Annotated in this window: 21 protein-coding genes; 10 read left to right on the top strand and 11 right to left on the bottom strand. The window is 66.6% G+C overall.

All coding sequences use genetic code 11. From position 1 onward, the window contains the following. Positions 1 to 7 precede the first annotated feature (7 nt). Positions 8 to 2092 carry a glycosyltransferase gene (locus ACQ4WS_RS22130; protein WP_436479168.1) on the bottom strand — a complete coding sequence of 695 codons (2085 nt, stop codon included), beginning with the start codon at positions 2090 to 2092 and terminating at the stop codon, positions 8 to 10. A gap of 133 nt (positions 2093 to 2225) precedes the next feature. Here ACQ4WS_RS22130 and ACQ4WS_RS22125 point away from each other — a divergent pair, with 133 nt between their 5' ends. Beyond that, positions 2226 to 3512 (top strand): putative O-glycosylation ligase, exosortase A system-associated, encoded by a 1287-nt coding sequence (locus tag ACQ4WS_RS22125; protein WP_436479167.1) that lies wholly within the window; start codon positions 2226 to 2228, stop codon positions 3510 to 3512. Further along, a complete protein-coding gene (locus ACQ4WS_RS22120) occupies positions 3509 to 4444 on the top strand; it encodes a polysaccharide deacetylase family protein (RefSeq protein ID WP_436479166.1) in 936 nt (311 codons plus the stop codon). The genes ACQ4WS_RS22125 and ACQ4WS_RS22120 overlap by 4 nt, the downstream gene beginning before the upstream one ends. Here ACQ4WS_RS22120 and ACQ4WS_RS22115 read toward each other — a convergent pair. From ACQ4WS_RS22115 to ACQ4WS_RS22105, 3 genes are read right to left on the bottom strand one after another with little or no spacing between them, the layout of a single operon-like run. Further along, complete coding sequence (locus ACQ4WS_RS22115) at positions 4353 to 6296, bottom strand: asparagine synthetase B family protein (RefSeq protein WP_436479165.1); 1944 nt, start codon at positions 6294 to 6296, stop codon at positions 4353 to 4355. The two genes, ACQ4WS_RS22120 and ACQ4WS_RS22115, sit on opposite strands and share 92 nt — an antisense overlap. After that, entirely contained in the window at positions 6293 to 7549 is a 1257-nt protein-coding gene (locus ACQ4WS_RS22110) for a pyridoxal-dependent decarboxylase, exosortase A system-associated (RefSeq protein WP_436479164.1), read from the bottom strand. The genes ACQ4WS_RS22115 and ACQ4WS_RS22110 overlap by 4 nt, the downstream gene beginning before the upstream one ends. Continuing rightward, a complete protein-coding gene (locus ACQ4WS_RS22105) occupies positions 7546 to 9150 on the bottom strand; it encodes an acyl-CoA ligase (AMP-forming), exosortase A system-associated (RefSeq protein WP_436479163.1) in 1605 nt (534 codons plus the stop codon). Before ACQ4WS_RS22105 ends, ACQ4WS_RS22110 begins: the two co-directional genes overlap by 4 nt. Before the next feature lie 186 nt (positions 9151 to 9336). On the opposite strand from ACQ4WS_RS22105, the gene ACQ4WS_RS22100 reads away from it, so the two are divergent. Genes ACQ4WS_RS22100 through ACQ4WS_RS22075 form a run of 6 tightly spaced genes read left to right on the top strand, consistent with a single transcriptional unit; the run spans position 9337 to position 14041 of the window. Beyond that, positions 9337 to 10092, top strand: coding sequence for a GNAT family N-acetyltransferase (locus ACQ4WS_RS22100; protein WP_436479162.1), 756 nt, complete (start codon positions 9337 to 9339; stop codon positions 10090 to 10092). Further along, positions 10071 to 10316 (top strand): acyl carrier protein, encoded by a 246-nt coding sequence (locus ACQ4WS_RS22095; RefSeq protein ID WP_070301769.1) that lies wholly within the window; start codon positions 10071 to 10073, stop codon positions 10314 to 10316. Before ACQ4WS_RS22100 ends, ACQ4WS_RS22095 begins: the two co-directional genes overlap by 22 nt. Then, positions 10313 to 11170: a hydrolase 2, exosortase A system-associated gene (locus tag ACQ4WS_RS22090; RefSeq protein WP_436479161.1), complete on the top strand. Its 858-nt coding sequence runs from the start codon at positions 10313 to 10315 to the stop codon at positions 11168 to 11170. Before ACQ4WS_RS22095 ends, ACQ4WS_RS22090 begins: the two co-directional genes overlap by 4 nt. Beyond that, positions 11167 to 12054, top strand: coding sequence for a hydrolase 1, exosortase A system-associated (locus ACQ4WS_RS22085; protein ID WP_436479160.1), 888 nt, complete (start codon positions 11167 to 11169; stop codon positions 12052 to 12054). Before ACQ4WS_RS22090 ends, ACQ4WS_RS22085 begins: the two co-directional genes overlap by 4 nt. Beyond that, complete coding sequence (locus tag ACQ4WS_RS22080) at positions 12048 to 13358, top strand: glycosyltransferase (protein ID WP_436479159.1); 1311 nt, start codon at positions 12048 to 12050, stop codon at positions 13356 to 13358. The genes ACQ4WS_RS22085 and ACQ4WS_RS22080 overlap by 7 nt, the downstream gene beginning before the upstream one ends. Beyond that, on the top strand, positions 13355 to 14041 hold the full coding sequence (locus ACQ4WS_RS22075; RefSeq protein ID WP_436479158.1) for an ABC transporter permease: 687 nt from the start codon (positions 13355 to 13357) through the stop codon (positions 14039 to 14041). The genes ACQ4WS_RS22080 and ACQ4WS_RS22075 overlap by 4 nt, the downstream gene beginning before the upstream one ends. Here the strand turns inward: ACQ4WS_RS22075 and ACQ4WS_RS22070 are convergent. The 4 genes from ACQ4WS_RS22070 to ACQ4WS_RS22055 form a co-directional block, all read right to left on the bottom strand. Continuing rightward, positions 14028 to 14765 (bottom strand): hypothetical protein, encoded by a 738-nt coding sequence (locus ACQ4WS_RS22070; protein ID WP_436479157.1) that lies wholly within the window; start codon positions 14763 to 14765, stop codon positions 14028 to 14030. The two genes, ACQ4WS_RS22075 and ACQ4WS_RS22070, sit on opposite strands and share 14 nt — an antisense overlap. Positions 14766 to 14781: 16 nt before the next feature. Next, the gene (locus tag ACQ4WS_RS22065) at positions 14782 to 15213 is read right to left on the bottom strand and encodes a DUF6678 family protein (RefSeq protein ID WP_436479156.1); all 432 of its coding nucleotides are present in this window, start codon (positions 15211 to 15213) and stop codon (positions 14782 to 14784) included. Further along, positions 15213 to 16433, bottom strand: a complete 1221-nt coding sequence (purT, locus tag ACQ4WS_RS22060) for a formate-dependent phosphoribosylglycinamide formyltransferase (RefSeq protein WP_436479155.1) — start codon at positions 16431 to 16433, stop codon at positions 15213 to 15215. The genes ACQ4WS_RS22065 and purT overlap by 1 nt, the downstream gene beginning before the upstream one ends. Positions 16434 to 16624: 191 nt before the next feature. Next, positions 16625 to 17512 carry a LysR family transcriptional regulator gene (locus tag ACQ4WS_RS22055; protein WP_436479154.1) on the bottom strand — a complete coding sequence of 296 codons (888 nt, stop codon included), beginning with the start codon at positions 17510 to 17512 and terminating at the stop codon, positions 16625 to 16627. Between the two features lie 109 nt (positions 17513 to 17621). Between ACQ4WS_RS22055 and ACQ4WS_RS22050 the strand changes: the two genes are divergently transcribed. Continuing rightward, the gene (locus ACQ4WS_RS22050) at positions 17622 to 19121 is read left to right on the top strand and encodes an MFS transporter (RefSeq protein WP_436479153.1); all 1500 of its coding nucleotides are present in this window, start codon (positions 17622 to 17624) and stop codon (positions 19119 to 19121) included. On the opposite strand, the gene ACQ4WS_RS22045 is transcribed toward ACQ4WS_RS22050, so the two are convergent. The 3 genes from ACQ4WS_RS22045 to ACQ4WS_RS22035 form a co-directional block, all read right to left on the bottom strand. After that, positions 19103 to 19639, bottom strand: coding sequence for a hypothetical protein (locus ACQ4WS_RS22045; protein WP_436479152.1), 537 nt, complete (start codon positions 19637 to 19639; stop codon positions 19103 to 19105). The genes ACQ4WS_RS22050 and ACQ4WS_RS22045 overlap by 19 nt on opposite strands. 93 nt (positions 19640 to 19732) lie before the next feature. After that, complete coding sequence (locus ACQ4WS_RS22040; RefSeq protein ID WP_436479151.1) at positions 19733 to 21313, bottom strand: methyl-accepting chemotaxis protein; 1581 nt, start codon at positions 21311 to 21313, stop codon at positions 19733 to 19735. A gap of 267 nt (positions 21314 to 21580) precedes the next feature. Beyond that, the gene (locus tag ACQ4WS_RS22035; protein WP_436479150.1) at positions 21581 to 22015 is read right to left on the bottom strand and encodes a hotdog fold thioesterase; all 435 of its coding nucleotides are present in this window, start codon (positions 22013 to 22015) and stop codon (positions 21581 to 21583) included. Between the two features lie 142 nt (positions 22016 to 22157). Between ACQ4WS_RS22035 and lpxO the strand changes: the two genes are divergently transcribed. Next, positions 22158 to 23057, top strand: coding sequence for a lipid A hydroxylase LpxO (lpxO, locus tag ACQ4WS_RS22030; protein ID WP_070259823.1), 900 nt, complete (start codon positions 22158 to 22160; stop codon positions 23055 to 23057). The last annotated feature ends 33 nt before the right edge of the window (positions 23058 to 23090 follow it).

Genomic DNA, 23090 nt, shown 5'->3' with positions numbered 1-23090 from the left:
CCCGCACCTACACCAGGCCGGCGTAAAAGGCGCGCAGCTGGCGTTCCAGGCGCGGCATCGAATAGCGCTGCACGGTTTCTTCGCGGGCCAGCCGCCCCATGCGCGCGCGCCGGGGCGCGTCCATCAGCAGCTGCGCCACGGCCGCGCAGGCGGCGGGTTCATCGTCCAGCGGCAGCAGCAGACCGCCTGCGCTATCGCGCAAGATATCGTGGGTGCCCGGCACATCCGTCCCCACGGCCGGCACGCCGCAAGCCATGGCTTCGATGGTGGCAATGCCGAAACCTTCGTTTTTACTCAGCAGCACATGCAGGTCGAAGGCCGGCATCAGCAGTTCGACGCGCTGCTGGAACCCCGCAAACACCACGCGTTGCTCCAGCCCCGATTGTTGCGCCTGCAGCCGCAGCATGGCTTCCAGCGGTCCCGTGCCCACCAGCACTAAATATAGGCTGGGAAACTGCGCGGCCAGACAGGCAAACAGGGCCAGCAGCGCTTGCGGGCGCTTTTGCGCGGAGAGCCGCGCCACGCAACCGAGCACCAGAGAGTCCGGTGGCAGCCCCAATTGCTTGCGCGCCTGCGCCCGGCGGTCTGGCGAGACGATAAACGTGTCCGTATCGACGCCATTGGGAATGACGGCCAGCCGCGTGGCGGGCGGCAGCATGTCGCGGTACAGCTCGAGGAAATGCCGCATGGACGAGGCCGACACGGCATACACGCCTTTGACGGCGCGAAACGCTTCCTGCAGCCGGGGCCGCTGCCAGTCGCTGAACGGCTCCAGAGGAAAGGCATTGTGCACGCTGATCACGGCCGGCAAACGGCATTGCCGCGCCAGCCACAGGATGGACGCGCCATAACTGGTCCAGCAAAAGGCCACGTGGACGAGATCTGGCCGCAGCCGCCGCAACCGCCACGCGCCGGTGACTCTGGCGCGCAGCCAGTTCCAGCGGCGCCAGGCCCAGTGTTCGAGAAACAGCGGCGGTTCATACACATGCACTTGCATCTGCCTTGCGCGCAAGTCTTGCGCCCAGGCAGTAAAACCGGGAAAGCGCCGCAGGGCCAGCACGCTGTCATAGCCGCCCGCGCCCAGCATTTTCGCCTCTTGCGCCATGCGCAGCTCCATGCCGCCCAGCTCGCCCGAATAACTGCTGATGACGATGCGCGGCAGCCGCTTTCGGCGTCCACGCCACGCTTCATGAAAGAAACCGCGCAGCCAGGCCCGTTCCCACTGGCGCAGGAACAGGTCGGCATGGTCGCGCCGCAGCCAGGCGCGCACGGCGCCGAGGGACTCGCGCACGTATCTGCCCAGCATCCAGCGCGGCACGCCCAACAACTCCACGCTGGGCGCAAAGGTCGCCAGCCGGCATTGGCCCCGGCCAAACAGCATGGCGCGCCGCAGTATCCAGGCGCGCTGCACTTGTGGGGCGCGGATGATGTGCGCCACTCTGGCCTGCGGACAGAACCAGGAAGGGTTACCGGCCGCATGCATCTCCAGATTGAGCCGGGTTTCGCTGCCCATGGCGTAACTGGCCCCTTGCGGGCCGATGCTTTCGTCATAGCGGGCGCCCGCCTCGAAGATGCGGCGGCGTATCGCCATGTTGGCGCCCCACACCAGGCCCGGATAGATGGGGGCGTCGCGCAAATCCGGGCTGGTGATGCCCCACGTCAAGCCAACGGGCGTCAGGCGCAGCAGCCAATCTGCCGGTGGCTCGCGCCAGGCGGGCACGATGGCGCCGCCGAACAGGGCGTAGCCGGGGTGGGCGCGCGCGCTGTCCTGCAAGCGGCACAGCCAGTCGGGCGCGGGCATGGCGTCGTCATCGCCAAATACGAACAGCTCGCTGCCATCGCCACCCTGGCGCAAGGCGTGCTCGACGGCCCCGTTCAGGGCGGGACTGCGGCCGCGCCGCGCCACGTACACCGAGCTCAAGGGCAAGCGGCCACGGAAGGCGGCGATCACCTGGGCCGTGGCGTCGGTGCTGCCATTGTCGGCGATGACCAGGCGCCAGCCGCCCACGGGTGGCAGCAAGCCCATATAGGCGCGCAATACCTGGGGCAAGGTGCCGGCGCCATTGTAGGTCGCCATGAGAACGGTCAACAAGGACATGCCTCCTTGGTCTTACCATGACAAAACTATGCACTTGAAACGCTATTCAGCCAGTGTACTGAGCCTGCCCGCCAGCCCGTTGACCGGCATCAAGAGCATGCGGGCAAAACCAGGAGCATCCCCCTTCATGCGCGACATACTGATTACCATCGTCATCCTCGGTTCGCTGCCCTTCATCCTGAAGTCGCCGGCCATCGGCGGCCTGATGTGGGTTTGGGTCAGCGTGATGAACCCGCACACGCAAGCCTGGGGCTTTGCCACCCACTTGCCGTTCGCCTTCATCATCGCCATCGCCACCATGCTCAGCCTGCTCATGACGCGCGAGCCGAAAAGCTTGCCGCTCACGCCAGTCAGCGTGCTGCTGCTGCTGTTTGTCGGGTGGATGAATGTCACGGCCCCGTTCGCCCTGCTGCCGGAAGCGTCCTGGGTGCAGTGGAACAAGGTCATGAAGATCATGCTGATGAGTTTTGTCATCATGATGGTGATACGCACGCGGCGCGACATCGTGCGCCTCGTGTGGGTGCTGGTGGGCTCGATTGGCTATTACGGCGTGAAAGGCGGCATCTTCACCCTCCGCAGCGGCGGCACGGAGCGGGTCTGGGGGCCGGAAGAAACCTTTATCGGGGATAACAATGCGCTGGCCCTGGCCCTGATCATCACCATTCCCCTCATGTATTATCTGCAGCAAAACACGGCCAAGCGCTGGTTGCGCCATGGCTTGACGGCAGCCATGCTGCTGTCGGCCCTCGCTGCGCTGGGCTCGTATTCGCGCGGCGGCCTGCTGGCCATCGCCGCCATGGGCCTGTTCATGTGGCTGAAAAGCGACCGCAAGCTGGTGCTGGGCGCGCTGCTCGGTGCGGTCGCGCCGCTGTTGCTGGCCTTCATGCCCGAGCGCTGGGCCGAACGCATGGACACCATCAATACGTATCAGGAAGATGTCTCCGCCATGGGCCGCCTGAATGCCTGGCGCATGGCGTGGAATCTGGCGCGCGACCGTTTTCCCGGCGGCGGCTTCGACGTTTCCGACGTCGCCATCTTTGCCCGCTATGCCCCCAATCCCATGGACGTGCACGCGGCGCACAGCGTCTATTTCCAGGCGCTGGGCGAACACGGCTTTGTCGGCTTGCTGCTTTACCTGGCGCTGGGCATCGCTACCTGGCACACGGCGGCCGCCATCATCCTCCGCACGCGGGGCAAGCCGGAACTGCGCTGGGCGCACGGCCTGGCCACCATGAGCCAGGCCAGCCTGATCGGCTTTGCCGTGGGTGGTGCCTTCCTCAGCCTGCTGTATTTCGACATGCCGTATTACCTGATGGCCGCCCTGATCGCCACGCGCATTGTCGTCGAGCAACAAGCCACGTCCCCCACCGCCCGCCAGGCCAGGCCCGGGGCCGCCATCGCGGAGCAGTCATGACGGCCACCTTGTCGATTCTGATTTACCACCGCGTGCTGGCGCGGCCCGATCCGCTGTTTCCCGGCGAAGTCGATGCCGTGCTGTTCGAGCGCCAGCTGCGTCTTTTACAGCGCTTCTATACGCCGCTGCCGCTCAGCGATGCCGTGCAGCGGCTGCAAGATGGCAACTTGGCGCCGCGCGCTGCCTGCATCACCTTCGACGACGGCTATGCGGACAATGCGCAAGTCGCCCTGCCGCTGCTGCTGCGCCACGGCTTGCATGCGACGTTTTTTATCGCCACGGGCTACCTGGACGGCGGCCAGATGTGGAACGACACGCTGATCGAGGCCGTACGCCAGGCGTCCGGTGCCGTGCTGGACTTGCGTGTACACGGCCTGGGGACGTTCCCCGTCGCCAGCCTGGCGCAGCGGCAGGCGGCCATCGCCACCTTGCTGGGCCAGCTCAAATACCTGCCGTTCGACCGGCGCCAGCAGCTGGCCATGCACATCCGCCGCCAGGCGGGTGCCACGGCGGGCCCGCCAGCCATGCTGAGCACGGCGCAATTACGCCAGTTACATGCAGCCGGCATGGGGCTGGGCGCGCACACGGCCAGCCATCCGATTTTATCCACCTTGCCGGACCATGTCGCGCGGCTGGACATCGCCAACGGCAAGCGCCAGCTGGAAAGTTTGATCCAGGCGCCCGTCACCCTGTTTGCGTATCCAAACGGCAAGGCCGGGCGCGACTATGGCGCGCCGCACGTGGCGATGGTCAACAGCCTGGGTTTCAAGGCGGCCGTGGCGACGGACTGGGGCGTGGCGCGCCCCGGCGCGGGACTCGACCTGCTGCAGCTGCCCCGCTTTACGCCGTGGGATAGAGGACGCCTGGCGTTTCTGTGGCGCTTGCGGCAAAACCGCCGGCAAGCGCACCCAGCGCGCCCGGATGCTGGCTGAGCCACTGTTCCAGCATCAGCAGCAGCCACACCATGGTGCCGTGATAGGCCGGATGCTGCGCCAGCAAGCGCCCTTGCAGATCGTCGATGAAGGCGGGCCGCACGATGCCGCGCCCGCGCAGCTGCGCCAGGTTGTCGAAGGCGAAGTCGCGCAGCGGCCTGTGGCTGTGCAGCCACAGGCCGAAGGGCAAGCCGAAGCCGTGCTTTTTCTTGCGCACGATGGCCGGTGGCAGGATGTCCGCCAGCGCCCGCTTGAAAAAAGGCCGCAGCTGCCTGCCGTCGAGCTTGTCGCACGGCGACAGGCGCGACGCAAACGCCACCATCGCATCGTGCAGGAAGGGAAACGCCGCTTCCACGCCCGCCAGCTCGCAGGCCTTGCGCACCTTGAACAGGTCGTTGTCGGCCAGGGTAAAGCGCATGTCCAGCGCCAGCAACTCATTGATCTGGCTCAAGCCCAGGCCTTGGCGTTCCCAATACGCGCCAGTCACGCAGCCAGGCGCCATGCCCGGGGTTATGGTATCGATGAAACCCGCTTCCAGCACCGTGCGGTGGCCATGGCGCAGCAGCAGGTTGTAGCTGTCGAGGCGGGCCGGCAGCGGCAGGCTCGCCTGCTCGATGTAGCGGCGCGCCTTGTCGCCCAGCCGCCAAGGCTTGCCCGTCCGTTCACGGAACAGCAGCGGCTCGATGATGGCCTGACGCAAGATGACGGGCAAGCGCGCGTACTGCGACAGCAGGGCCTGGTGCGCATAGCGCTCATTGCCGCCAAACAATTCATCGCCGCCGTCACCGCCCAGCAGGCGCTTCACACCATCCTCGCGCGCCATCTGGGCGCAATAGTATGCGGGAATGGCCGAGGCATTGCCGAAAGGCTGGTCGAAAATGGCCGCCATGGCGGGAATCGCGGCCAGCACGTCGTCTGGCGTCACGTAGCGTGCGTGGTGGATACTGCCCGCATGGCTGGCGGCCAGGCGCGCATACGCCATTTCATCGTAGCCGGGAGAGTCAAAGCCGATGGAGTACGTGCGCGCGGGCCGGCCTGTCACTTGTCCCATGATGGCGGCCAGGGTGGAACTGTCCGTGCCGCCGCTGAGAAACGCGCCCGTGTCCGTCCCATCCGCCCCCAGGCTGCTTTCCACGGCCTGGCGCAGCAGGCGCAAGAATTCCTGCTTGTTGCTGGCAAAGGTCGCCCGTGTGTGCGCCGCTACCGGCTCCTGGAAGACCAGTTGCCAGTAGCTGCCCTTGCATTGCTTGCCACCCCGCACATGCAGGTATTCGCCGGGCAGCAAGCGCTGCTGGCCCAAATAGGCCGTGGCCGGGCCGGGCACCATGTGGAAGAACAGGTAGTGATATAACGCTTGCGGATCGAGCGCGCCCCGCACGGACGGATGGGCCAGCAAGGCGTCGTGCGAGGAGGCAAAGAACAGACCTTGCGCATTGCCCGCATAGCTGAGGGGATGCATGCCGGCGCGGTCCACGGCCAGCAGGGCCGAACCGGAAAAAGCGTCGAGGATGGCCAGAGCAAATGGCCCCGACAGGCTGGCGCAGGCGGCCACGCCCCGGCTCAGCCACAGGGCAGCGAGGCGGCACGCCACATCGTCCGTCGAGCCGTCGAGCTCGGGCCGCCCCCAGATGGCCACTTGCAAGCCATCTTGCTGATACACATGGCGGCTGCCGTCGATGGCGGCCACGGCCACGCCGCCCGCGTCGCTCAAACTGGCGGCCATGGGCGCGCCATCGAAACGCGACAGGGGCGCGGCCATGCTTGCCAGCGCGGCCTGGACTGCGCCATCGGATGCCGCGCCGCCAGTATCAGCCGCGCTCGCCGCCGCCAGCCAACCGCACAGGCCGCTCATACGAGTACCTCGGCCGGCAGCGGATGGCCGAGAAAGGCCGTCGGGCTGGCCGTCAAGCCATATGCGCCCGACTGGAACACCACCACCAGATCGCCCTCTTCGGCGCGCGCCATTTCCATCTGGTCGGCCAGCAAGTCCAGCGGCGTGCAAAGCGGCCCCACGACGGACGCCACTTCGCGCGCCCCGCCCTGCAGCCGGTTGCCGATGGCGACCGGGTAATTCTTGCGGATCAGCTGGCCGAAATTGCCGGATGCCGCCAAATGATGGTGCAAGCCGCCATCCGTCACTAAAAATACCTGTCCATGCGACACTTTGCGCTCGAGCACCTTGCACACATAGATACCCGCCTCGGCCACCAGATAACGGCCCAGTTCCAGGTTCAGGCGCGTGCCGGGCGCTGCCTGGGCCAGAATATCGAGCTGGTGCTGCAAGCCGTCCGCCACGGGCGCCAGCTCGAGTGCCTGGTCGCCGGGAAAATACGGCACGCCAAAGCCGCCGCCGATGTTCAAGGTGCGCAAGGGCGATGGTGCGCTGTCGGCCAGTTGCAGGGCCAGCTGCACGCTCAGGGCCTGCGCTTCGGCCAGGGCCGTCGCCGACAGGCTTTGCGAGCCCGCATACAGGTGAAAGCCGTGAAAATCTTGCCCCAGCTGGCCGATGCGGCCCAGCAGCGCCGGCACCAGGGCCGCATCGACGCCAAACGGCTGCGCCCCGCCGCCCATGCGCATGCCCGTGCGGCGCAAGGCGAAATCGGGATTCACGCGCACGGCCACCCGGGCCGTCATGCCCAGCCGCTCGCTGGCCAGCGCCAGCCGTTCCAGCTGGGCGCCCGATTCCACATTGATCAGCACGCCAGCGGCCACGGCCCGCGCCAGTTCCGCATCGCTCTTGCCCGGACCCGCAAAACTGATGTGCTCGGCCGGCATGGGCGTATCGAGCGCCGTGGCCAGTTCACCGCCCGAGGCCACGTCGATGCCATCGACCCACCCCGCCAGCCACTGCACCACGGCCGGCATGGGGTTGGCCTTCATGGCGTAATGCACGTGCACGCCAGAGGGCAAGGCGGCGCGCAGTTCGGCCATGCGGCGCGTGATGTGCGCCCGTTCATACGCGTAAAACGGCGTGCTGCCCACCCTCTGGGCCAGCCGGCGCAAGGGCAGGCCGCCGATCTGCAGCATGTCGCCGTCTACGCCAAACTGGCGCAGAGGTGCGTGCGACGGTAAATCCGTACTGTTCGAGCGAATCAAGTCCTTCATGCGGCATCTCCTGATTGGACCGCATACGCGCGCGCCAGTTCCCTGGCCAGCAAGGGCCGGTCGATCTTGCCGTTCGGATTGCGCGGCAGCACGCCGTCGCGGATTTCCACCCACTGCGGCACCATATAGCTGGGCAAGCGGGCGCGGCAGGCGGCCAGCACACTGTCGCGCAGCAATTCGACGCCCGGCGCGGGCGTGACGAGCAAGGCGATGGCCTGGCCCAGCACGGCATGGGGCAAGCCCAGCGCGGCGGCATCGCCCACCAGCCCGCTCGCATACGCGACTTCCTCGATCTCGGCCGGGCTGACCCGGTAGCCGGACGTCTTGATCATGTCGTCGCCGCGCCCCACGAAATACAGATAGCCATCCGCATCGCGGCGCACCGTGTCGCCCGACCAGACGGCCAGTTCCGGCAGCACCAGGCCGCTGGCCTGCGGCGGCAGCGGCTTGAAGCGCTCGGCCGTGCGCGCCGCATCGTTCCAGTAACCGAGCGCCACCAGCGCGCCACGGTGCACCAGCTCGCCCGGCTCGTCGGCCTCGCACACGCTGCCGTCGGGACGCAGCACCAGCACTTCCGCGTTGGGGATCGCTTGCCCGATGGAATCAGGACGCTGTTCCAGCTGTTCCGGCGCCAAATAGGTGGAGCGGAACGCTTCCGTCAAGCCATACATCAGGTAGACCTGCGTGTGCGGCAGCGCCTGGCGCAGCTTGTCCAGCGTGGAGCGCTGCATCACGCCGCCCGAATTGGTGATGTAGCGCAAAGGCGTGGACAGGGGCCAGCTCAGCTGCGACAACTGCACCCACAGGGGCGGCACGGCAGCCAGGCCCGTGATGGCTTCCTGTTCCACGGCTTCGACGATATCGCGCAGCAGCAGATAATTCATCAGCACGGCGCAGGCGCCGCTGGCAAACGCCGTCGTCAGCTGGCTCAAGCCGTAATCAAAGCTGAGCGGCAAGACGCACAAAATGCGGTCTTGCGGCGTGTTGCGCAAATAGCCCGACACGCTGAGCGCGCCGGCCAGCATGTTGCGGTGCGACAAGACAACACCTTTCGGCCGCCCCGTGCTGCCCGAGGTATATAAAATGGCGGCCATGTCGGCGTCGATCGCCGCGTGCCCCAGCGGTACGGGCGCGGGCGCGCCGGCGTCAAGCACAGCGTTCCACGCCAGCAGCCGTACCTTGCCCAAGTGCGATTCCGTCTCCCCTACACCCGTCAGTAGCACCGTCCGCAAGTCCGGGCAGGCGGCCAGCGCCGGACCCAGCTGCGCCAGGCGTTCGCGCGACGTGACGAGGATGTCCACGTTGCAATCGGCCAGGATATACGCCACCTGGTCCGGCTTGAGCAGCGGATTGACGGGCACGAACACGCCGCCGGCCGCCGCCGCACCGAACATGGCGCTGACGTTTTCCGGGCGTTTTTCCAGGTACACGGCCACGCGCGCGCCACGCTGCAAGCCGAGCGTCAGCAAGGTGGCGGCTGCCTCGCGCACGGATTGCGCCAGTGCGGCATAGCTGACTTCCTCGCCCTGCCACGACAGGGCCGGCGCATGGGGCGCGCGCTGCGCCGTGTCGAAGATCAGATCGTGTATCAGTGTCGCCATCGTTTCGCCCCCGGGTTGCCATGATTGCCATGCATTCCCCTATGATTCAGACAAACGGCCACAGCGGTCTTGATTTTGATCAATTAACGGTTTCAGCAACACAGCTTGAGCCGGCGCAAGACCGCCGCTGGCCGCTGCGCTCTAATGGACAGCGTTGGCTGCATAGCCGCCCCATCCGTTACCGCCATGGCCCTGTCCCCGCAATTTCCCCTGCTGCAACGGCTTGCCGCCAGCCTTCGCCAGCTGGGCTGGTGCGACAGCGCCTGGCTGGCCCTGGCGCGCCTGCTGGCGATGATGCCGGGCGGGCGCTGCGCGCTATATCGTTATCAATTCGTCGCGCAAGCCGTGGCGCCCGGTTCGCTGTGCCGCGGGCGCGGCCAGTCGATTGCCGTCACGCCCTGCCTGGCGGAAGCGGACTTGCCGCCCGGTCCCGAGCGCCGGCCCGGTGCGCTGCGCGAACGCTACCGGCAAGGCGCGCAATGCCTGGTGGCGCGGAACAAGTCAGGCATGCTTGGCTGGATCTGGCTGCTGCGCCATGGCTGCCAGGAAGACGAGGTGCGCGCCCGCTATGCGCTGGCGTCGAAGCAATCGTCGTGGGACCTGGACGTGTGGGTGCATCCCGACCAGCGCGGCGGCCTGGTCTTCGCCCGTCTGTGGGAAGAAGCCAACGCCGTGCTGTACGCGCAGGGCGTGCGCTGGTCGTGCAGCCGCATTTCGCGTTTCAACCGCGCCTCGCTGGGCGCCCATGCGCGCCTGGGCACGCACGCGCTGGGCACGGCCACCTTTCTTCGCTGCGGCCGCTGGCAATGGATGGCCGCCAGCCTGCCGCCATATCTGCACCTGTCGCGCCGCCCCGACGATATTCCCTGCCTGGACTTCGACACCAGCCGCCTGCCGCACTACCCTTCCCTGGAGCTGACATGCCGCATCTTGAAGCAGTAAAGCACATCCTCGACACCACCCTGGGCTTGAACGGGCGCGTGCTGGAAGCCCACACGCCGCTGCTGGGCAGCGTGCCGGAACTCGACTCGATGGCCGTGATCGGCGTGATCGCCGCGCTGGAAGACCATTTCGGCATCATGGTCGCCGACGACGACATCCACGCACGCCACTTCGCCACCGTGGGCACCCTGCACGATTTCGTGTTTGCAAAGCTGCGACCATGAGCCGCGCCGCCATCGACGCGCTGCCGCTGCTGCCCTTCTTCCTGCCCGCCAGCGGCGGCCAGCGCTATTGCCTGCTGCACCTGCCGCCGCCGGGCCAGGCTGCGCGCGGCGGCATCCTCTACGTGCATCCCTTTGCCGAGGAACTGAACAAGAGCCGCCACGTGGCCGCCGCGCAGGCGCGCGCCTTTGCTGCCTTGGGCTACAGCGTGCTGCAGATCGACCTGTTTGGCTGCGGCGACAGCAGCGGGGACTTTGCCGAGGCGCGTTGGGACATCTGGCACAACGACCTGCACCTGGCTTGTGCCTGGCTGGCGCAGCGCGTCGACGGCCCCTTGACCGTGTGGGGCTTGCGCCTGGGCGCCCTGCTGGCCCTCGATTTCGCCAGCCGCGCGCCGCTGCCGCTGGCGCGTTTGCTGCTATGGCAACCGGAACTCGATGGCCGGCGCGTGATCGACCGCTTCCTGCGCCTGCGCCTGGCAAGCGGCATGCTGGCCGGCGGCACGCGGGAAGTCCCCGGCCATGCGCGCGCCGCACTGGTGCAGGGTGAACCTGTGGAAGTGGCCGGCTACCTGCTGGCGCCCGAGCTGGCGCACGCCATCGATGGCGTCAGCGCCTCCACGCTGCCGCCGGCGGTGCCTGTGTATTGGCTCGATTACCAGGCGCCGGAGCACGCCTGCACACCGTTGCCGCCGCTGGCGCGGCAATGGCGCGACCAGGGCGCCGCCGTGCACGTGGCCAGCTTCGGCGATGGCCCGTTCTGGCATAGCGGCGAGCTGCTGGCGTGTCCGCAATTGCTGGACGCCACGCGCGCGCTGTGCCGCGACTGGCTAGCCGAGGAAAGGGCGCCGCCATGAAGCGCGACAGCAGTCAGCAGCACCTCGCAGGGCGCAGCGTGCGCGAGCTGGCCCTGCGCTTTCGCAGCGCAGCGGAAGACGACGAGGCGCAGGCGCGCCTGGCAGGCATCCTCAGCCTGCCCGACGTGCCAAGCCCGCGCGGCGTCTTGATCGTCACGGGCGGGCCGCAGTATCGGGTGGGCAGCCACCGCCAGTTCGTCTTGCTGGCGCGCGCCCTGGCCGCGCAAGGCTGGCCCGTGCTGCGTTTCGACTTGCGCGGCATGGGCGACAGCGAGGGCAGCGCGCGCGACTACCGCGCCGCCGGTCCCGACATCGCCGGCGCGCTGGCGCAATTCTTCGACGCCGTGCCATCCTTGCGCGAAGTGGCGCTGTGGGGTTTGTGCGACGGTGCCACGGCCGCCGCCTGCCATGCGCCAAGCGACGCGCGCGTCAATGCGCTGATCTTGCTCAACCCGTGGGTGCGCAGCAGCGCCGGCCTGGCGCGCGCCACCTTGCGCCATTATTATCTGCCACGCCTGCTGCAAGGCGCTTTCTGGCGCAAGCTGACCAGCGGCGGACTGCAGCTGGGCACCAGCCTGGCCTCACTGCGGCAGGTGGTGACCGCCACGCAGAAAGGGGCAACGCAGGAAGACGACACGCCCGCGCCGGCCCTGCTGCGGGCGCTGGCGCAATTCCAGGGCAAGGTGCTGCTGATCCTCAGCGGCGACGACCTCGGTGCACGCGAATGGCAAGCGCTGTTTGACGGCGATGCAGCCTGGCGCGCCGTGGCCGCGCGCGCGCAATGGACGCAGGCCCAGGTCGATGGCGCCAACCACACCTTCGCCAGCGCCGCCTGGCGCGCCGAAGTGGAACAGCTGTGCGCGCGCTGGCTGCGGTCATGGTAAAGACCTCGCCGAACGCGGCCCGACCGAACGCGGCCCGACCAAAACGGGTGCTGATGGTGGCCTACCATTTTCCGCCGCTGGCTGGCGGCAGCGGCATCCTGCGCACCCTGGGCTTTGCCCGTCATTTGCCCGACTGCGGCTGGCAGCCGCTGGTGCTCAGTCCCGCGCCCATCGCGTATGCGCAGCGGGGCGATACGCAGCTGGCGCGGATCGACGCCCAAACCACCGTGCGGCGCACCCTGGCGCTGGACGCGGCGCGCCACCTTGCCATCGCCGGGCGCTATCCGCGCTGCCTGGCGCTGCCTGACCGCTGGAGTTCCTGGTGGCTGAGCGCCGTGCCAGCCGGCCTGCGCATGATCCGCGAGTATCGCCCCGACGCCATCTGGTCGACGTATCCGATCGCCACGGCGCACCTGATCGCACTGACCTTGCAAAAATGCAGCGGCCTGCCGTGGATCGCCGACCAGCGCGACCCCATGCTCGACGACAGTGACCCACTGGCGCCGTATCCGCCCGAGCCGCGCCTGCACCGCATGCATGCGTGGATCGAGCAGCGCATCGCGGCGCGCAGCGCGGCCATCGTCTGCACTACGCCGGGCGCCATCGCGGCGCACCAGCGGCGCCTGGCGCAGGTGGGGCGCGAACGCTTCTGCCTGATCGAAAATGGCCATGACGATATCGATGACGGGGGCGCCGCGCCGCCGGACGGGCCGGGCGGCCAGCGCAGCCGCTTCCTGCTGCTGCACAGCGGCGTGATCTACCCGTCGGAGCGCGATCCGCAAGCGCTGTTCGAGGCCCTGGCGCGGCTGCGCCACGACGGCGTGCTGCATGCGCGCAATTTTCAGCTGGTGCTGCGCGCCACGGGCCACGATGCGTGGCTGGCGGGATTGCTGGCGAAATACGGCGTCCAGGATCTGGTCAGCCTGGAACCGTTCCAGCCGCATGGCGCGGCGCTGCAGGAAATGCTGGCCGCCGACGGCTTGCTGCTGCTGCAGGCGGCCAACTGCAACGCGCAGATTCCCGCCAAGCTGTATGAATACCTGCGCTGCCGCCGGCCCATCCTCGCGCTGACCGACCTGGCGGGCGACAGCGCGGCCAAGCTGTGCCACTGCGGCATCGACACCATCGGCCAGCTGGCGTCCAGCAGCGATTGCGCGCGCGCCCTGCTGCGCTTTCTGGAACTGGCGCGCCAGGGCCGCGCGCCGCTGGCCAGCCCCGCCGCCATCGCCCTGCAATCGCGGCAAGCCCGCAGCAAGGCCCTGGCCGATTTGCTGCACCAGGTCAGCCACAGGAGCCCACCATGAAGCATGCCTTGTTTGCCTGCGCCCTCGCCGCCTGCTGCGCCAGCGCCAGCGCCGTATGCCCGCCCTACATCAAGGGCACCACGGGCGGCGACTACACCAGCGCGGAAGACCGATCCGGCCTGTCCGTGGTCGAGAAATTCCATTTCTCGCGCGCGGTGGAAACGCTCACGCAAGGCATGACGGGCAGCCTGGGGGGCGACATCAGCTACACATTGGAGCACTTCCCGAACCACCACCGGGCGCTCGCGTCGATGGCGAAACTCGGCTTGCGCCTGAAAAGCGCCCAGCCGCATGGCGCCCGCTACACGGTCAGCTGCTACTTCGAACGGGCGATCGCCTTCGCACCGCACGACGTGACGGCGCGCATGGTGTATGGCAACTACCTGCTGGCGACGGGCCAGGACGCGATGGCGCTGGAGCAGCTGGACTCTGCCAGCCGCCTGGCGCCCGAGCAGGCCACCATTCAGTACAACCTGGGCCTGATGTATGTGAAAAAGAAGGAATACGACAAAGCCAGCGCGCATGCGCAAAAAGCCTATGCGCTGGGTTTTCCTTTGCCGGGGCTGAAGAACAAGCTGAAGGCGGCGGGCAAGTGGAGAGAACCGCCGCCGGCCATCATGGAAGCAAAGGAAGCACCGCAAGAACCGGCCGTGCCGCCAGTCGAACCGCCTAGCGGGGAATGACAGCCGGCCGCCTGGCCACGCTCAAATGCCCCGTCGGCGATGCGGCCAGCGCGGCGGCCAGGTCGCGGCGCGATTGCACTTTGTCTTCGGCTACGCTGATGTGCGCCAGTTCGGCTGGCTGCAGCACGGTGAGGGTCAGCAGCAGCACCTCGCCATACGGCGTGGCGAAGGATGGCGGGATGGTGCTTGCCCCCTGGACCAACAGCACGCCCACCTGTTCGTTTTCGTCTTCCAGCCCCTCCGGCGCATGCTGCACATCCAGCACCATCGACACGCTGCCGTGGCGCTGCACCAGCAAATCGATGGAGCCGTGGTCTGCCACGTTCTGGCCGACCTGGTAGATCAGGTCGAAGAGCCAGGAATGCGCCACTTCCTGGCCGTCGAAGGCGGACAGCGGCGCCTCGATGCACACTTCCAGCAAGTGGCCGCGCGGGACAAACACGTCGTCGTCATCCTCGAACGGATCGCTCAAACCATCGCTGGCGATGAGAATGGCATCATTGCGGCGGATCACCCTCCAGGCCTGGCGCAACGATGGCCAGCGCGGGCCACCCATGAAGGCGGGATTGACCAGCGGCGCCAGCACGTCGGCGTCCATGGTGCCCAGGGTGGCATAAAAAGCGTCGCGCGCGGCGCAGGCCGTGGCCAGCATCAGCGCGCCCGCTTCCTTGCCGACGACGGCGTCGTCCGGTTGCGGTACTTGGGGGATAGCGTTTTCAGGCATGAGAATACTCTGTGAATTAGTCGGCGGGAGGAAAGTCGTCGTAGGAACGGGGCAAATAGCCCCAGATGCGCGCCACCCGGTCGCGCACCTCGAAATCGAAGCCGATGCGTTCCAGCTGCGGCACGATCCACACGCCGTGGTCGATGATTTTTTTCGGCAGCAGCATGGCCACGTGTTCTTCCGAGGTCAGGCCGATGTCGAACCATTCCACGCCGATGAACGGGAACGGCAAGTGGTAATCCCATTCCGTATCCCAGCGCGAGACATAGCCGCTGACGGAGCCGTAGCGGTACGACGGCCGCCATTCAGTCTGCCCGCGCATGAAGGCCAGCAGTTCGTTCCACTTGCAGTCGTTGGCGGCGCCGGCCAGGTTGCGCCGCGCGATGTGGCCGCGCAGCTTGCGCTTGATGTCGTCGCCGCCGGCGTCGGCCTGCGGCAGGCCAGCCATTACCTCGCCACCGGCTTGACTTTCGACGCGGCCAGCACGGCGCGCGCGCGGGCCGTGTCGATATCGTCGGCCGTGGCCATCGCCACGCCCATGCGGCGGCGGGCGAACGATTCCGGCTTGCCGAACAGGCGCAAGTCCGCGCCCGGCACGCTCAGGGCGTCGGCCACGCCTTCGAAGGCGATGCCTTTCGCTTCCAACTGGCCATAGATGACGGCCGAGGCGCCGGGCGAGCGCAACGCCACGTTGACGGGCAGGCCGAGGATGGCTTTCGCGTGCAGCTCGAATTCGCTCTGCACCTGGCTGGCCATGGTGACCATGCCCGTGTCGTGCGGACGGGGGCTCACTTCCGAGAACCACACCATGTCGTCCTTGACGAACAGCTCCACGCCGAACAGGCCCAGGCCGCCCAGGTTGTCCGTCACCTTGCGGGCGATCTCGCGCGAACGTTCCAGGGCCAGCGGCGCCATGCGGGCCGGCTGCCACGATTCCACGTAGTCACCCTGCACCTGCAAGTGGCCGATTGGCTCGCAAAACTGCGTCTCGATCTGTCCCGACGCGCCAACGGCACGCACCGTCAGCAGCGTGATTTCATAATCGAAGTCGATGAACCCCTCGACGATGACCCGGCCCGTGTCGACCCGGCTGCCGCTGGCTGCATATGCCCACGCCGTGTCCACATCAGCGGCGCCATCCAGTTTGGACTGGCCCTTGCCCGACGACGACATCACGGGTTTCACCACGCATGGAAAGCCGATTTCCTGGCAAGCGGCCTGCAACTCCTGCAAGCTGCTGGCGAAGCGGTATGGCGACGTCGCCACGCCGAGCGTTTCGGCCGCCAGGGTGCGGATGCCTTCGCGGTTCATCGTCAGCACGGCCGCGCGCGCGTTCGGAATACACGTGATTTGCCCGGCCGCTTCCAGCGCCGCCAGGGTGTCGGTGGCGATGGCTTCGATTTCCGGCACGATCAAATCCGGCTTTTCCAGGGCTATCAGGGCGGCCAGCGCCACGCCGTCGCTCATGTCGATCACGTGCGAGCGGTGCGCCACCGGATGGCCTGGCGCGTTCGGATAGCGGTCAACGGCAATCACTTCCACGCCCAGGCGCTGCAGCGAAATAATCACTTCCTTGCCCAGTTCGCCGGAACCCAGCAGCATGACTTTGATGGCGGTGGAAGACAGGGGCGTGCCGAAGGTGCGGGGCGTGATGGTGCTTGAGGTCATGGCAGGGTCAGGTGGCGTTGGAAAGATGGCTGGGACTATAGCAAATGCCGGCCCTCTTGGACAGGGCGCACCGCTGGCGTGCGGCCGCTTTTCCCCGCCCGGCGGGCCGCACTAGCCCGCATACGCCCGCCTGATCTCGTCGATGTCGATCTTTTTCATGTCTATCAATGCAGCCAGACCAGAACGGGCCGTCAGGGCTGCGCTCCAAACGTTTGATCATGCAATTGTTCCAGCAGGAAATCAATGAACACGCGCAGGCGCGGCGGCAGGTGGCGGCTGGCGGGCCACAGCAGCCAGAATGCCGTGCGCGCCTGCGTATGCTCGTCCAGCAGCGAGACCAGTTGCCCTGCCGCCAGCTCGCGCTGCACGGCAAATGCGGGCAGGTAGGCGATGCCCTGCCCCTGCACGGCCAGGAAGACGCGCATTTCCAGGCTGTTGCAGACCATGCCGGGCGCCGGCTGGACAGAATCGTCCATCAGCGGCCACTGTTCCAGCCGGCCCGTGGCGGGAAAACGGTAATCCAGGCGCGCGTGCCGCAGCAGAGCGGCGCCATCGACCGGCCGGCCATGGCGCGCCAGGTAGGCGGGCGACGCCACCAGTAGGCGGCGGAATGTGCATAGTTTGCGCCGCATCAAGCCCGAGTCGGCCAATTCGCCAGTGCGCACGGCCGCGTCAAAGCCGTCGCTGACGATATTGACCATGGCGTCGGAAAAATCGAGGTCGATGGCGGGATACGCTTGCATGAAGGCGCCGATGGCCGGCTCGAACAGGCCGCTGTAGCGTGGCAGGCTGATGCGCAGCCGGCCGCTCGGCGCGCCGCCCGATTCGCCCAGCTCCCGCTCGGCCGCTTCCACCTCGGCCAGGATGCGCTTGCAGCGCTGCAGGAATTTTTCCCCCTCCGCCGTCAGCGCCAGATGCCGCGTGCTGCGCTGGAACAGGCGCGCGCCCAGCCGTGCTTCCATGCGCGCCACGCTCTTGCCGACGGCCGACGATGACAGGCCCAGCAGCCGGCCCGTGGCCGAAAAACTGCCGCTGTCGGCCACCTGCACGAACATGGCGATACCACCCAAACTATCCATCCGTGCTCCATTCACGACATTTTTGTCCGATATGTTGATCAGTTTAGCCCCTTTTTCTTCAATGATGGGCGCGCCATACTCGCCCCTCTTTCTTTCATATCCGACACCCATGCCCTCACCCTCACGTCTTTCACTCCCCCTGCAAGTGCTGGCCGCTTGCCTGACGGGCTTGCTGATCCCCCTGTGTTTCACGGGCCCGGCCGTGGCGCTGCCCGCCCTCGGCGCCGAACTGCACGGCAGCGCCGCCGCCCTGAACTGGGTCATCAATGCATATATCCTCAGCTATGGCAGCGCCATGATGGTGGCCGGCAGCCTGACGGACCTGCTGGGACGGCGCCGCGTCTGGCTGGCGGGGCTGGCGCTGTTTTGCGCAGCGACCCTGGCCATTGCCCACGCGCCCTCGGTGGCATGGATTGCCGCGCTGCGCTTCGTGCAGGGCCTCGGCGGCGCGGCCGCGTTCGCCGCCGCCATGTCGTCGCTGGCGCCCCTGTTCCACGGCGCTGCCCGCAACCGGGTGATGAGCGTGCTGGGCACGACCTTCGGCCTGGGCCTGGCCTTCGGTCCGCTGGCGGCTGGCGCCATGCTGGCACTGGCCCGCTGGCCCGCCATCTTTTATGCCACGGCCGCGCTGGGCGCCATCGGCATGCTGCTGGTCTGGGGCAGCGTGCCGGCCGATCCGGCGCGCGGCAAGGCCCGGCTGGACTGGCCTGGCGCCATCAGCTTCAGCGCCGCGCTGGGTCTGTTGACGCTGGGCATGCTGCTGGCGCCCGAGCACGGCTGGCGCAGCAACGCCGTGCTGCTGCCCGTCGCCTCATCCGTGCTGCTGTTCCTCGCCTTTGGCGTGATCGAGCGCAGGACGGCGCAGCCCATGCTGGATTTATCGCTGTTCCGCCAGCGCAGCTTTGTCGCCGTGCAAGTGCTGGCCGCCTCGCCCGCATTCCTGTTCATCGTGCTCATCGTCATGCTGCCGGGGCGCTTCATCGGCATCGACAACATGTCAGCGCTGGCGGCGGGCCGCCTGATGATCGCCCTGGCCGCGCCGCTGCTGCTCGTACCCATGCTGGCGGCGCTGCTGTCGCGCTGGGTCAATACCGGCGCCCTGTGCGCGACGGGGCTGCTGCTGGCCGCGGCCGGCCTGGCCTGGCTGGCACAGGTGCTGGGCGGCGGTGACGCTGCCACCTTGGCCGGCCCCCTGCTGCTGATCGGCGCCGGCATCGGTTTGCCGTGGGGCTTGATGGATGGCATGGCCCTGAGCGTGGTGGAAACGCAGCGGGCTGGCATGGCGACGGGCATTTTCAATACCGTGCGCGTCAGCGCTGATGGGGTGGCGCTGGCCCTGGCGGGCGCCGTGCTGGCCGGCCTGATCGGCACAGGCCTGGCGCGGCAACTGCCCGCCGAGCTGCCCGTGCTGGCCGCCGCCAGCCGCGCCGCGCTCGGTGATATCCAACAAGCGACACAGCTGCTGGGCGGCCAGGAAGCGCTGCTGCGCGCCAGCTATGACGCCGCCTTCCGGCAGCTACTGCTGGGCCTGGCGGTGTTGGCCATGGCGCTGGCGGCGCTGGTGCCGTATTTGCTCAGGAACGATGGGGCTCAGGCGTCGAGGCCGTAGAACACGGCTACCAGGATGGCGATATTGTTGCAGGCGCGCGCAAACGCCGTTGTCGCGTAGGCAACGGCCACACTGGGGGCGCGGTAGCGCAGGTAGACAAAGCTGAACATGGCGCCCGACCCCAACGCGACGATAGCGTGCAGCAAGCCACCGCTGATGAAATGCACGATGGCCCACAGGATGGCGCCGATAAATATGCTCACGTGGCGGCTGGCGCCCAGGCGCCTGAGGATTTCCAGCGGCAGCAGCTGTCCCAGGAAAGTTTCCAGAATGGGTGAATAGATGACGACCCAGAACACCAGCAGGGGCAGCGACATTTCGCGCTTGAACTTGGACAGGCCCGTGTGCGCGCCCCAGTATTCGGGCGGCAGCAGCCATTTGGTGAGGAGCAGGATGGCAAAGCACAGCATGCAAGTGAGTAAACCCCAGCCCAGGCCGGCTAGGGCCAGCTGCAGCCCGGGCGGCGCCGGTTTGTCGCCATCCGGGCTGGATAGATCATGGCTGCTGCGCACTTGCATGAGTAATCCTGGCGGTGATTCAGCTTGCATTGTAGCGCGGAATATGACTATTGGCGCATGCCTGGTGGCGCGCCGTGTGCAGCGCGTACCGCGTCAGGCCACCAGGCGCAGCGGTCCGTTGCCCGGCGCGGCCAGTTTGAAGATGCCCACTTCCTGTTCCAGCTGCGCCGCCTGCTGCTGCAGTTCGTGCGCGGCGGCCGCCGCCTGCTCGACCAGGGCCGCGTTTTGCTGTGTCACGTGGTCCATGTCGACGATGGCGCGGTTGACTTGCTCGATGCCGGCGCCCTGCTCCTGCGTGGCGTGGCTGATCTCGGCCATGATGCCCGTCACCCTGCCGATGCCGGCCACCACGTCATGCATGGTGGCGCCGGCCTGCTCGACGAGCAAGGTACCCGTGCCCACCTTGCTGACGGAATCGTCGATCAGCACCTTGATTTCGCGCGCGGCGGCGCTGGACCGTTGCGCCAGGCTGCGCACCTCGGTGGCGACGACGGCAAAACCGCGTCCCTGCTCGCCGGCGCGGGCCGCTTCGACGGCCGCGTTCAAGGCCAAAATATTCGTCTGGAAGGCGATGCTGTCGATCACGCCGATGATATCGACGATCTTGTTCGACGAGGCATTGATCAGGCCCATGGTGTGCACCACTTCGGCCACCGCCTTGCCGCCCTGCTCCGACACCTTCGACGCTTCGCGCGCCAAACGGTTCGCCTGCTGGGCGTTGTCCGCATTCTGGCGCACGGTGGAAATCAGTTCTTCCATCGACGACGCCACTTCTTCAAGTGAGCCGGCTTGCTGCTCCGTGCGCTGCGACAAATCGCGGTTGCCCGAGGCGATCTCGGTCGAGGCCACGGCGATGCTTTCCGTACCGTGGCGCACCTTGCCGACGATGGCGGCCAGGTTGTCGCGCATGGTCTTGATCGCAAACAGCAAGCTGCTGTCGTCGCCGAGGCGCGTGTGCACATCGATGGCCAGTTCGCCCATCGCGATGCGCCCGGCAATCGTGGCCGCATACGCCGGTTCGCCGCCCAGCTGGCGCAGCAATCCCCGCGTGATGACGGTGGCGACCGCAATGCAAATGAGCACGCTGAGCGCGGCCAGCACGCCGATCCAGCGCAGCGACTGGCCGTAGATGGCGCGCGCGGCCACGCTGGCTTGCTCCGATTCGCGCTGCACGTTTTTCAGCACCGTATCGATGTCGGCGACGATCTGGCGCCGCAGGGGGCTGCACTCCTCGACGAGGAAGGTGCTGTACTGTTCCATCTGCCCCGAGGCGCGGAACTGGCGCGGACGCTGCAATTCCTGCGCCATGGCTTTCAAGCCCGTGCTGACTTTCTCGAATTGCGCGTCACCGGCGAATTTCGGCGCCAGCCGGGCCAGCGCTTCCAGGTACAGCGCCTTCTGGCTGTCGAGGATGGCCAGCTCTTTTTCGGCGGCGGCCTGGTCATGGAAGATATACGCGTTGCGGGCGGCCAGGCCCGTCTGGTCCAGCGCTTCGCGCGCCACGTACAGTGGGTCGAGTTTTTCCTGCTGTACCTTGTCCTGCGCGTCCATGGCGCCGGAGATGGCGGCGATGCGCAGCAGCGCGAAAGCCGCCAGCACCAGCATGAGTAAAACCAGTAGCCCGAAGCCTGCGCTCAGGCGCGCGCCTATCGTCAAACGATTGAATGACATCATTGTTGTTATTGCCCTGTAATAAAGTTGATTATTGCTGGCTATCTAAAAACCAGCGATCTGCTCGCCGTCATGTTGCCCTTCCTGCATGGCGCAGGATGGGTCTCTAACTGGCGTTTTTTGGGCAGTCAGCTTCTAATTGCGGGCAATGCAAGCGCACGGGACATGCCCTGCGCCATACAACAGCACATTGCATTATAAGCGAACAGCGTTATTAATGTTTCCACGCTCACACTTCTAATGCCTTGATGCAACTCAAGAGGTGCCGTATCAGCCTGCGCCCGGGGCGTCAATGACGGCCATGGTGATGCGCGAAATGCAGCACAGCTTGCCAGCGTCGTCGACAATGCGGATTTCCCAGACCTGGCTGCTGCGGCCCCGGTGGATCGGCGTGGCGCGCCCCGTCACCTGGCCGCCACGCACGCCGCGCAGGTGGTTGGCATTGATTTCCTGGCCCACGCTCACATGCCGGCGGGAATCGAGACAGGCATTCGCGGCCATGCTGCCCAGGGTTTCGGCCAGCAGCACGGAAGCGCCGCCATGCAGCAGCTTGAACGGCTGCATGGTGCGGTGGTCGACGGGCATGGTCGCTTCGATCCAGTCGGGGCCGAAGGCCGTGAATGCGATGCCCAGGTGGCGCATGGCCGTGCCTGCACTGGCGGCGTTGAGCGAGGCCAGGTCGAGCGGTGCGTGCCAGATTTCCATTGTTACCTCGGATAAGTGTGGAGTAGAGCCATTGTAGGCCAGAGCGCCTGCGCGCGCCGCTTCGTCTTTCCTTCACCGTGGCCCGGGGTGGCGAGGGCATTAACTGGTTATAATTGCCCATTCTTAAAAAACGAGGTTGTGTATGAAGTGGGCCTTGCTGGGCATTTTTGTGTTTTCTGTTTTACATATTCATTTTCGGGGCAAGGTGCGCCTGCCGTTCCGCCGCCAGATCTTCGATCATTCCTCGTTCATGGCGCCGCTGAACCTGTTCATGCACACCTTTTCCAAGGTGCCGGCCACACCCTATCTGTCCGTCGATCAATTTCCGGAACTGGCGCCGCTGCAGCAGAACTGGCAAATCATCCGCGATGAAGCGCTGCGCATGCAGGAAATGAAAAAGATCAAGGCCGCTGAAAAGAACAATGACGTGGGCTTCAATTCCTTCTTCAAGTATGGCTGGAAGCGTTTCTACCTGAAATGGTATGACGCCAACCACCCGTCGGCACAGCAGATGTGCCCGCAAACCTATGCGCTGCTGCAATCGATTCCCTCGATCAAGGCGGCCATGTTCGCGGAACTGCCGCAAGGTGGCAAGCTCAACCCGCACCGCGACCCGTTCGCCGGCTCCCTGCGCTACCACCTGGGCTTGCAGACGCCAAACGACGACCGCTGCTTCATCGACGTCGATGGCGAACGCCACAGCTGGCGCGATGGCCAGGCCGTGATGTTCGATGAAACGTATATCCACTGGGCCCGCAACGATGCCGACAGCGACCGCATCATCCTGTTCTGCGACATCGAGCGCCCGATGCGCTACCGCTGGGCGCAAGGCTTGAACCGCTGGCTGGGCCGCACCTTGATGACGGCCGCCGCCTCGCCCAACGAACTGGGCGACCAGGTGGGTGGCGTCAGCAAGCTGTTTCAGATTTCCTGGACCATGGGCCAGTACCGCCGCCGCTTCAAGGCGTGGAACAAGACGGCCTACCAGGTCACCCGCGTGGCCCTCGTCGTTGGTGTGATCGCGCTGATCTACTTTATCTAGAGACTGACGTTGCCTGTTTGACAAAAACCGCCT

This window comes from Janthinobacterium leeuwenhoeki, from assembly GCF_051380795.1.
Taxonomy (GTDB): domain Bacteria; phylum Pseudomonadota; class Gammaproteobacteria; order Burkholderiales; family Burkholderiaceae_D; genus Janthinobacterium.
This window is presented reverse-complemented; position numbering and strand designations above follow the sequence as displayed.

What these genes read in the sequence shown, in the direction of transcription:
- ACQ4WS_RS22105 (WP_436479163.1), bottom strand. Translation starts at nt 9,150, where the DNA reads ATGGCGACACTGATACACGATCTGATCTTCGACACGGCGCAGCGCGCG.
- lpxO (WP_070259823.1), top strand. Translation starts at nt 22,158, where the DNA reads ATGAAGTGGGCCTTGCTGGGCATTTTTGTGTTTTCTGTTTTACATATT.
- ACQ4WS_RS22085 (WP_436479160.1), top strand. Translation starts at nt 11,167, where the DNA reads ATGAAGCGCGACAGCAGTCAGCAGCACCTCGCAGGGCGCAGCGTGCGC.
- ACQ4WS_RS22040 (WP_436479151.1), bottom strand. Translation starts at nt 21,313, where the DNA reads ATGATGTCATTCAATCGTTTGACGATAGGCGCGCGCCTGAGCGCAGGC.
- ACQ4WS_RS22100 (WP_436479162.1), top strand. Translation starts at nt 9,337, where the DNA reads ATGGCCCTGTCCCCGCAATTTCCCCTGCTGCAACGGCTTGCCGCCAGC.
- ACQ4WS_RS22095 (WP_070301769.1), top strand. Translation starts at nt 10,071, where the DNA reads ATGCCGCATCTTGAAGCAGTAAAGCACATCCTCGACACCACCCTGGGC.
- ACQ4WS_RS22055 (WP_436479154.1), bottom strand. Translation starts at nt 17,512, where the DNA reads ATGGATAGTTTGGGTGGTATCGCCATGTTCGTGCAGGTGGCCGACAGC.
- ACQ4WS_RS22110 (WP_436479164.1), bottom strand. Translation starts at nt 7,549, where the DNA reads ATGAAGGACTTGATTCGCTCGAACAGTACGGATTTACCGTCGCACGCA.
- ACQ4WS_RS22070 (WP_436479157.1), bottom strand. Translation starts at nt 14,765, where the DNA reads ATGCCTGAAAACGCTATCCCCCAAGTACCGCAACCGGACGACGCCGTC.
- ACQ4WS_RS22080 (WP_436479159.1), top strand. Translation starts at nt 12,048, where the DNA reads ATGGTAAAGACCTCGCCGAACGCGGCCCGACCGAACGCGGCCCGACCA.
- ACQ4WS_RS22090 (WP_436479161.1), top strand. Translation starts at nt 10,313, where the DNA reads ATGAGCCGCGCCGCCATCGACGCGCTGCCGCTGCTGCCCTTCTTCCTG.
- ACQ4WS_RS22045 (WP_436479152.1), bottom strand. Translation starts at nt 19,639, where the DNA reads ATGCAAGTGCGCAGCAGCCATGATCTATCCAGCCCGGATGGCGACAAA.
- ACQ4WS_RS22075 (WP_436479158.1), top strand. Translation starts at nt 13,355, where the DNA reads ATGAAGCATGCCTTGTTTGCCTGCGCCCTCGCCGCCTGCTGCGCCAGC.
- ACQ4WS_RS22065 (WP_436479156.1), bottom strand. Translation starts at nt 15,213, where the DNA reads ATGGCTGGCCTGCCGCAGGCCGACGCCGGCGGCGACGACATCAAGCGC.
- ACQ4WS_RS22115 (WP_436479165.1), bottom strand. Translation starts at nt 6,296, where the DNA reads ATGAGCGGCCTGTGCGGTTGGCTGGCGGCGGCGAGCGCGGCTGATACT.
- ACQ4WS_RS22120 (WP_436479166.1), top strand. Translation starts at nt 3,509, where the DNA reads ATGACGGCCACCTTGTCGATTCTGATTTACCACCGCGTGCTGGCGCGG.
- ACQ4WS_RS22050 (WP_436479153.1), top strand. Translation starts at nt 17,622, where the DNA reads ATGCCCTCACCCTCACGTCTTTCACTCCCCCTGCAAGTGCTGGCCGCT.
- ACQ4WS_RS22125 (WP_436479167.1), top strand. Translation starts at nt 2,226, where the DNA reads ATGCGCGACATACTGATTACCATCGTCATCCTCGGTTCGCTGCCCTTC.
- ACQ4WS_RS22035 (WP_436479150.1), bottom strand. Translation starts at nt 22,015, where the DNA reads ATGGAAATCTGGCACGCACCGCTCGACCTGGCCTCGCTCAACGCCGCC.
- purT (WP_436479155.1), bottom strand. Translation starts at nt 16,433, where the DNA reads ATGACCTCAAGCACCATCACGCCCCGCACCTTCGGCACGCCCCTGTCT.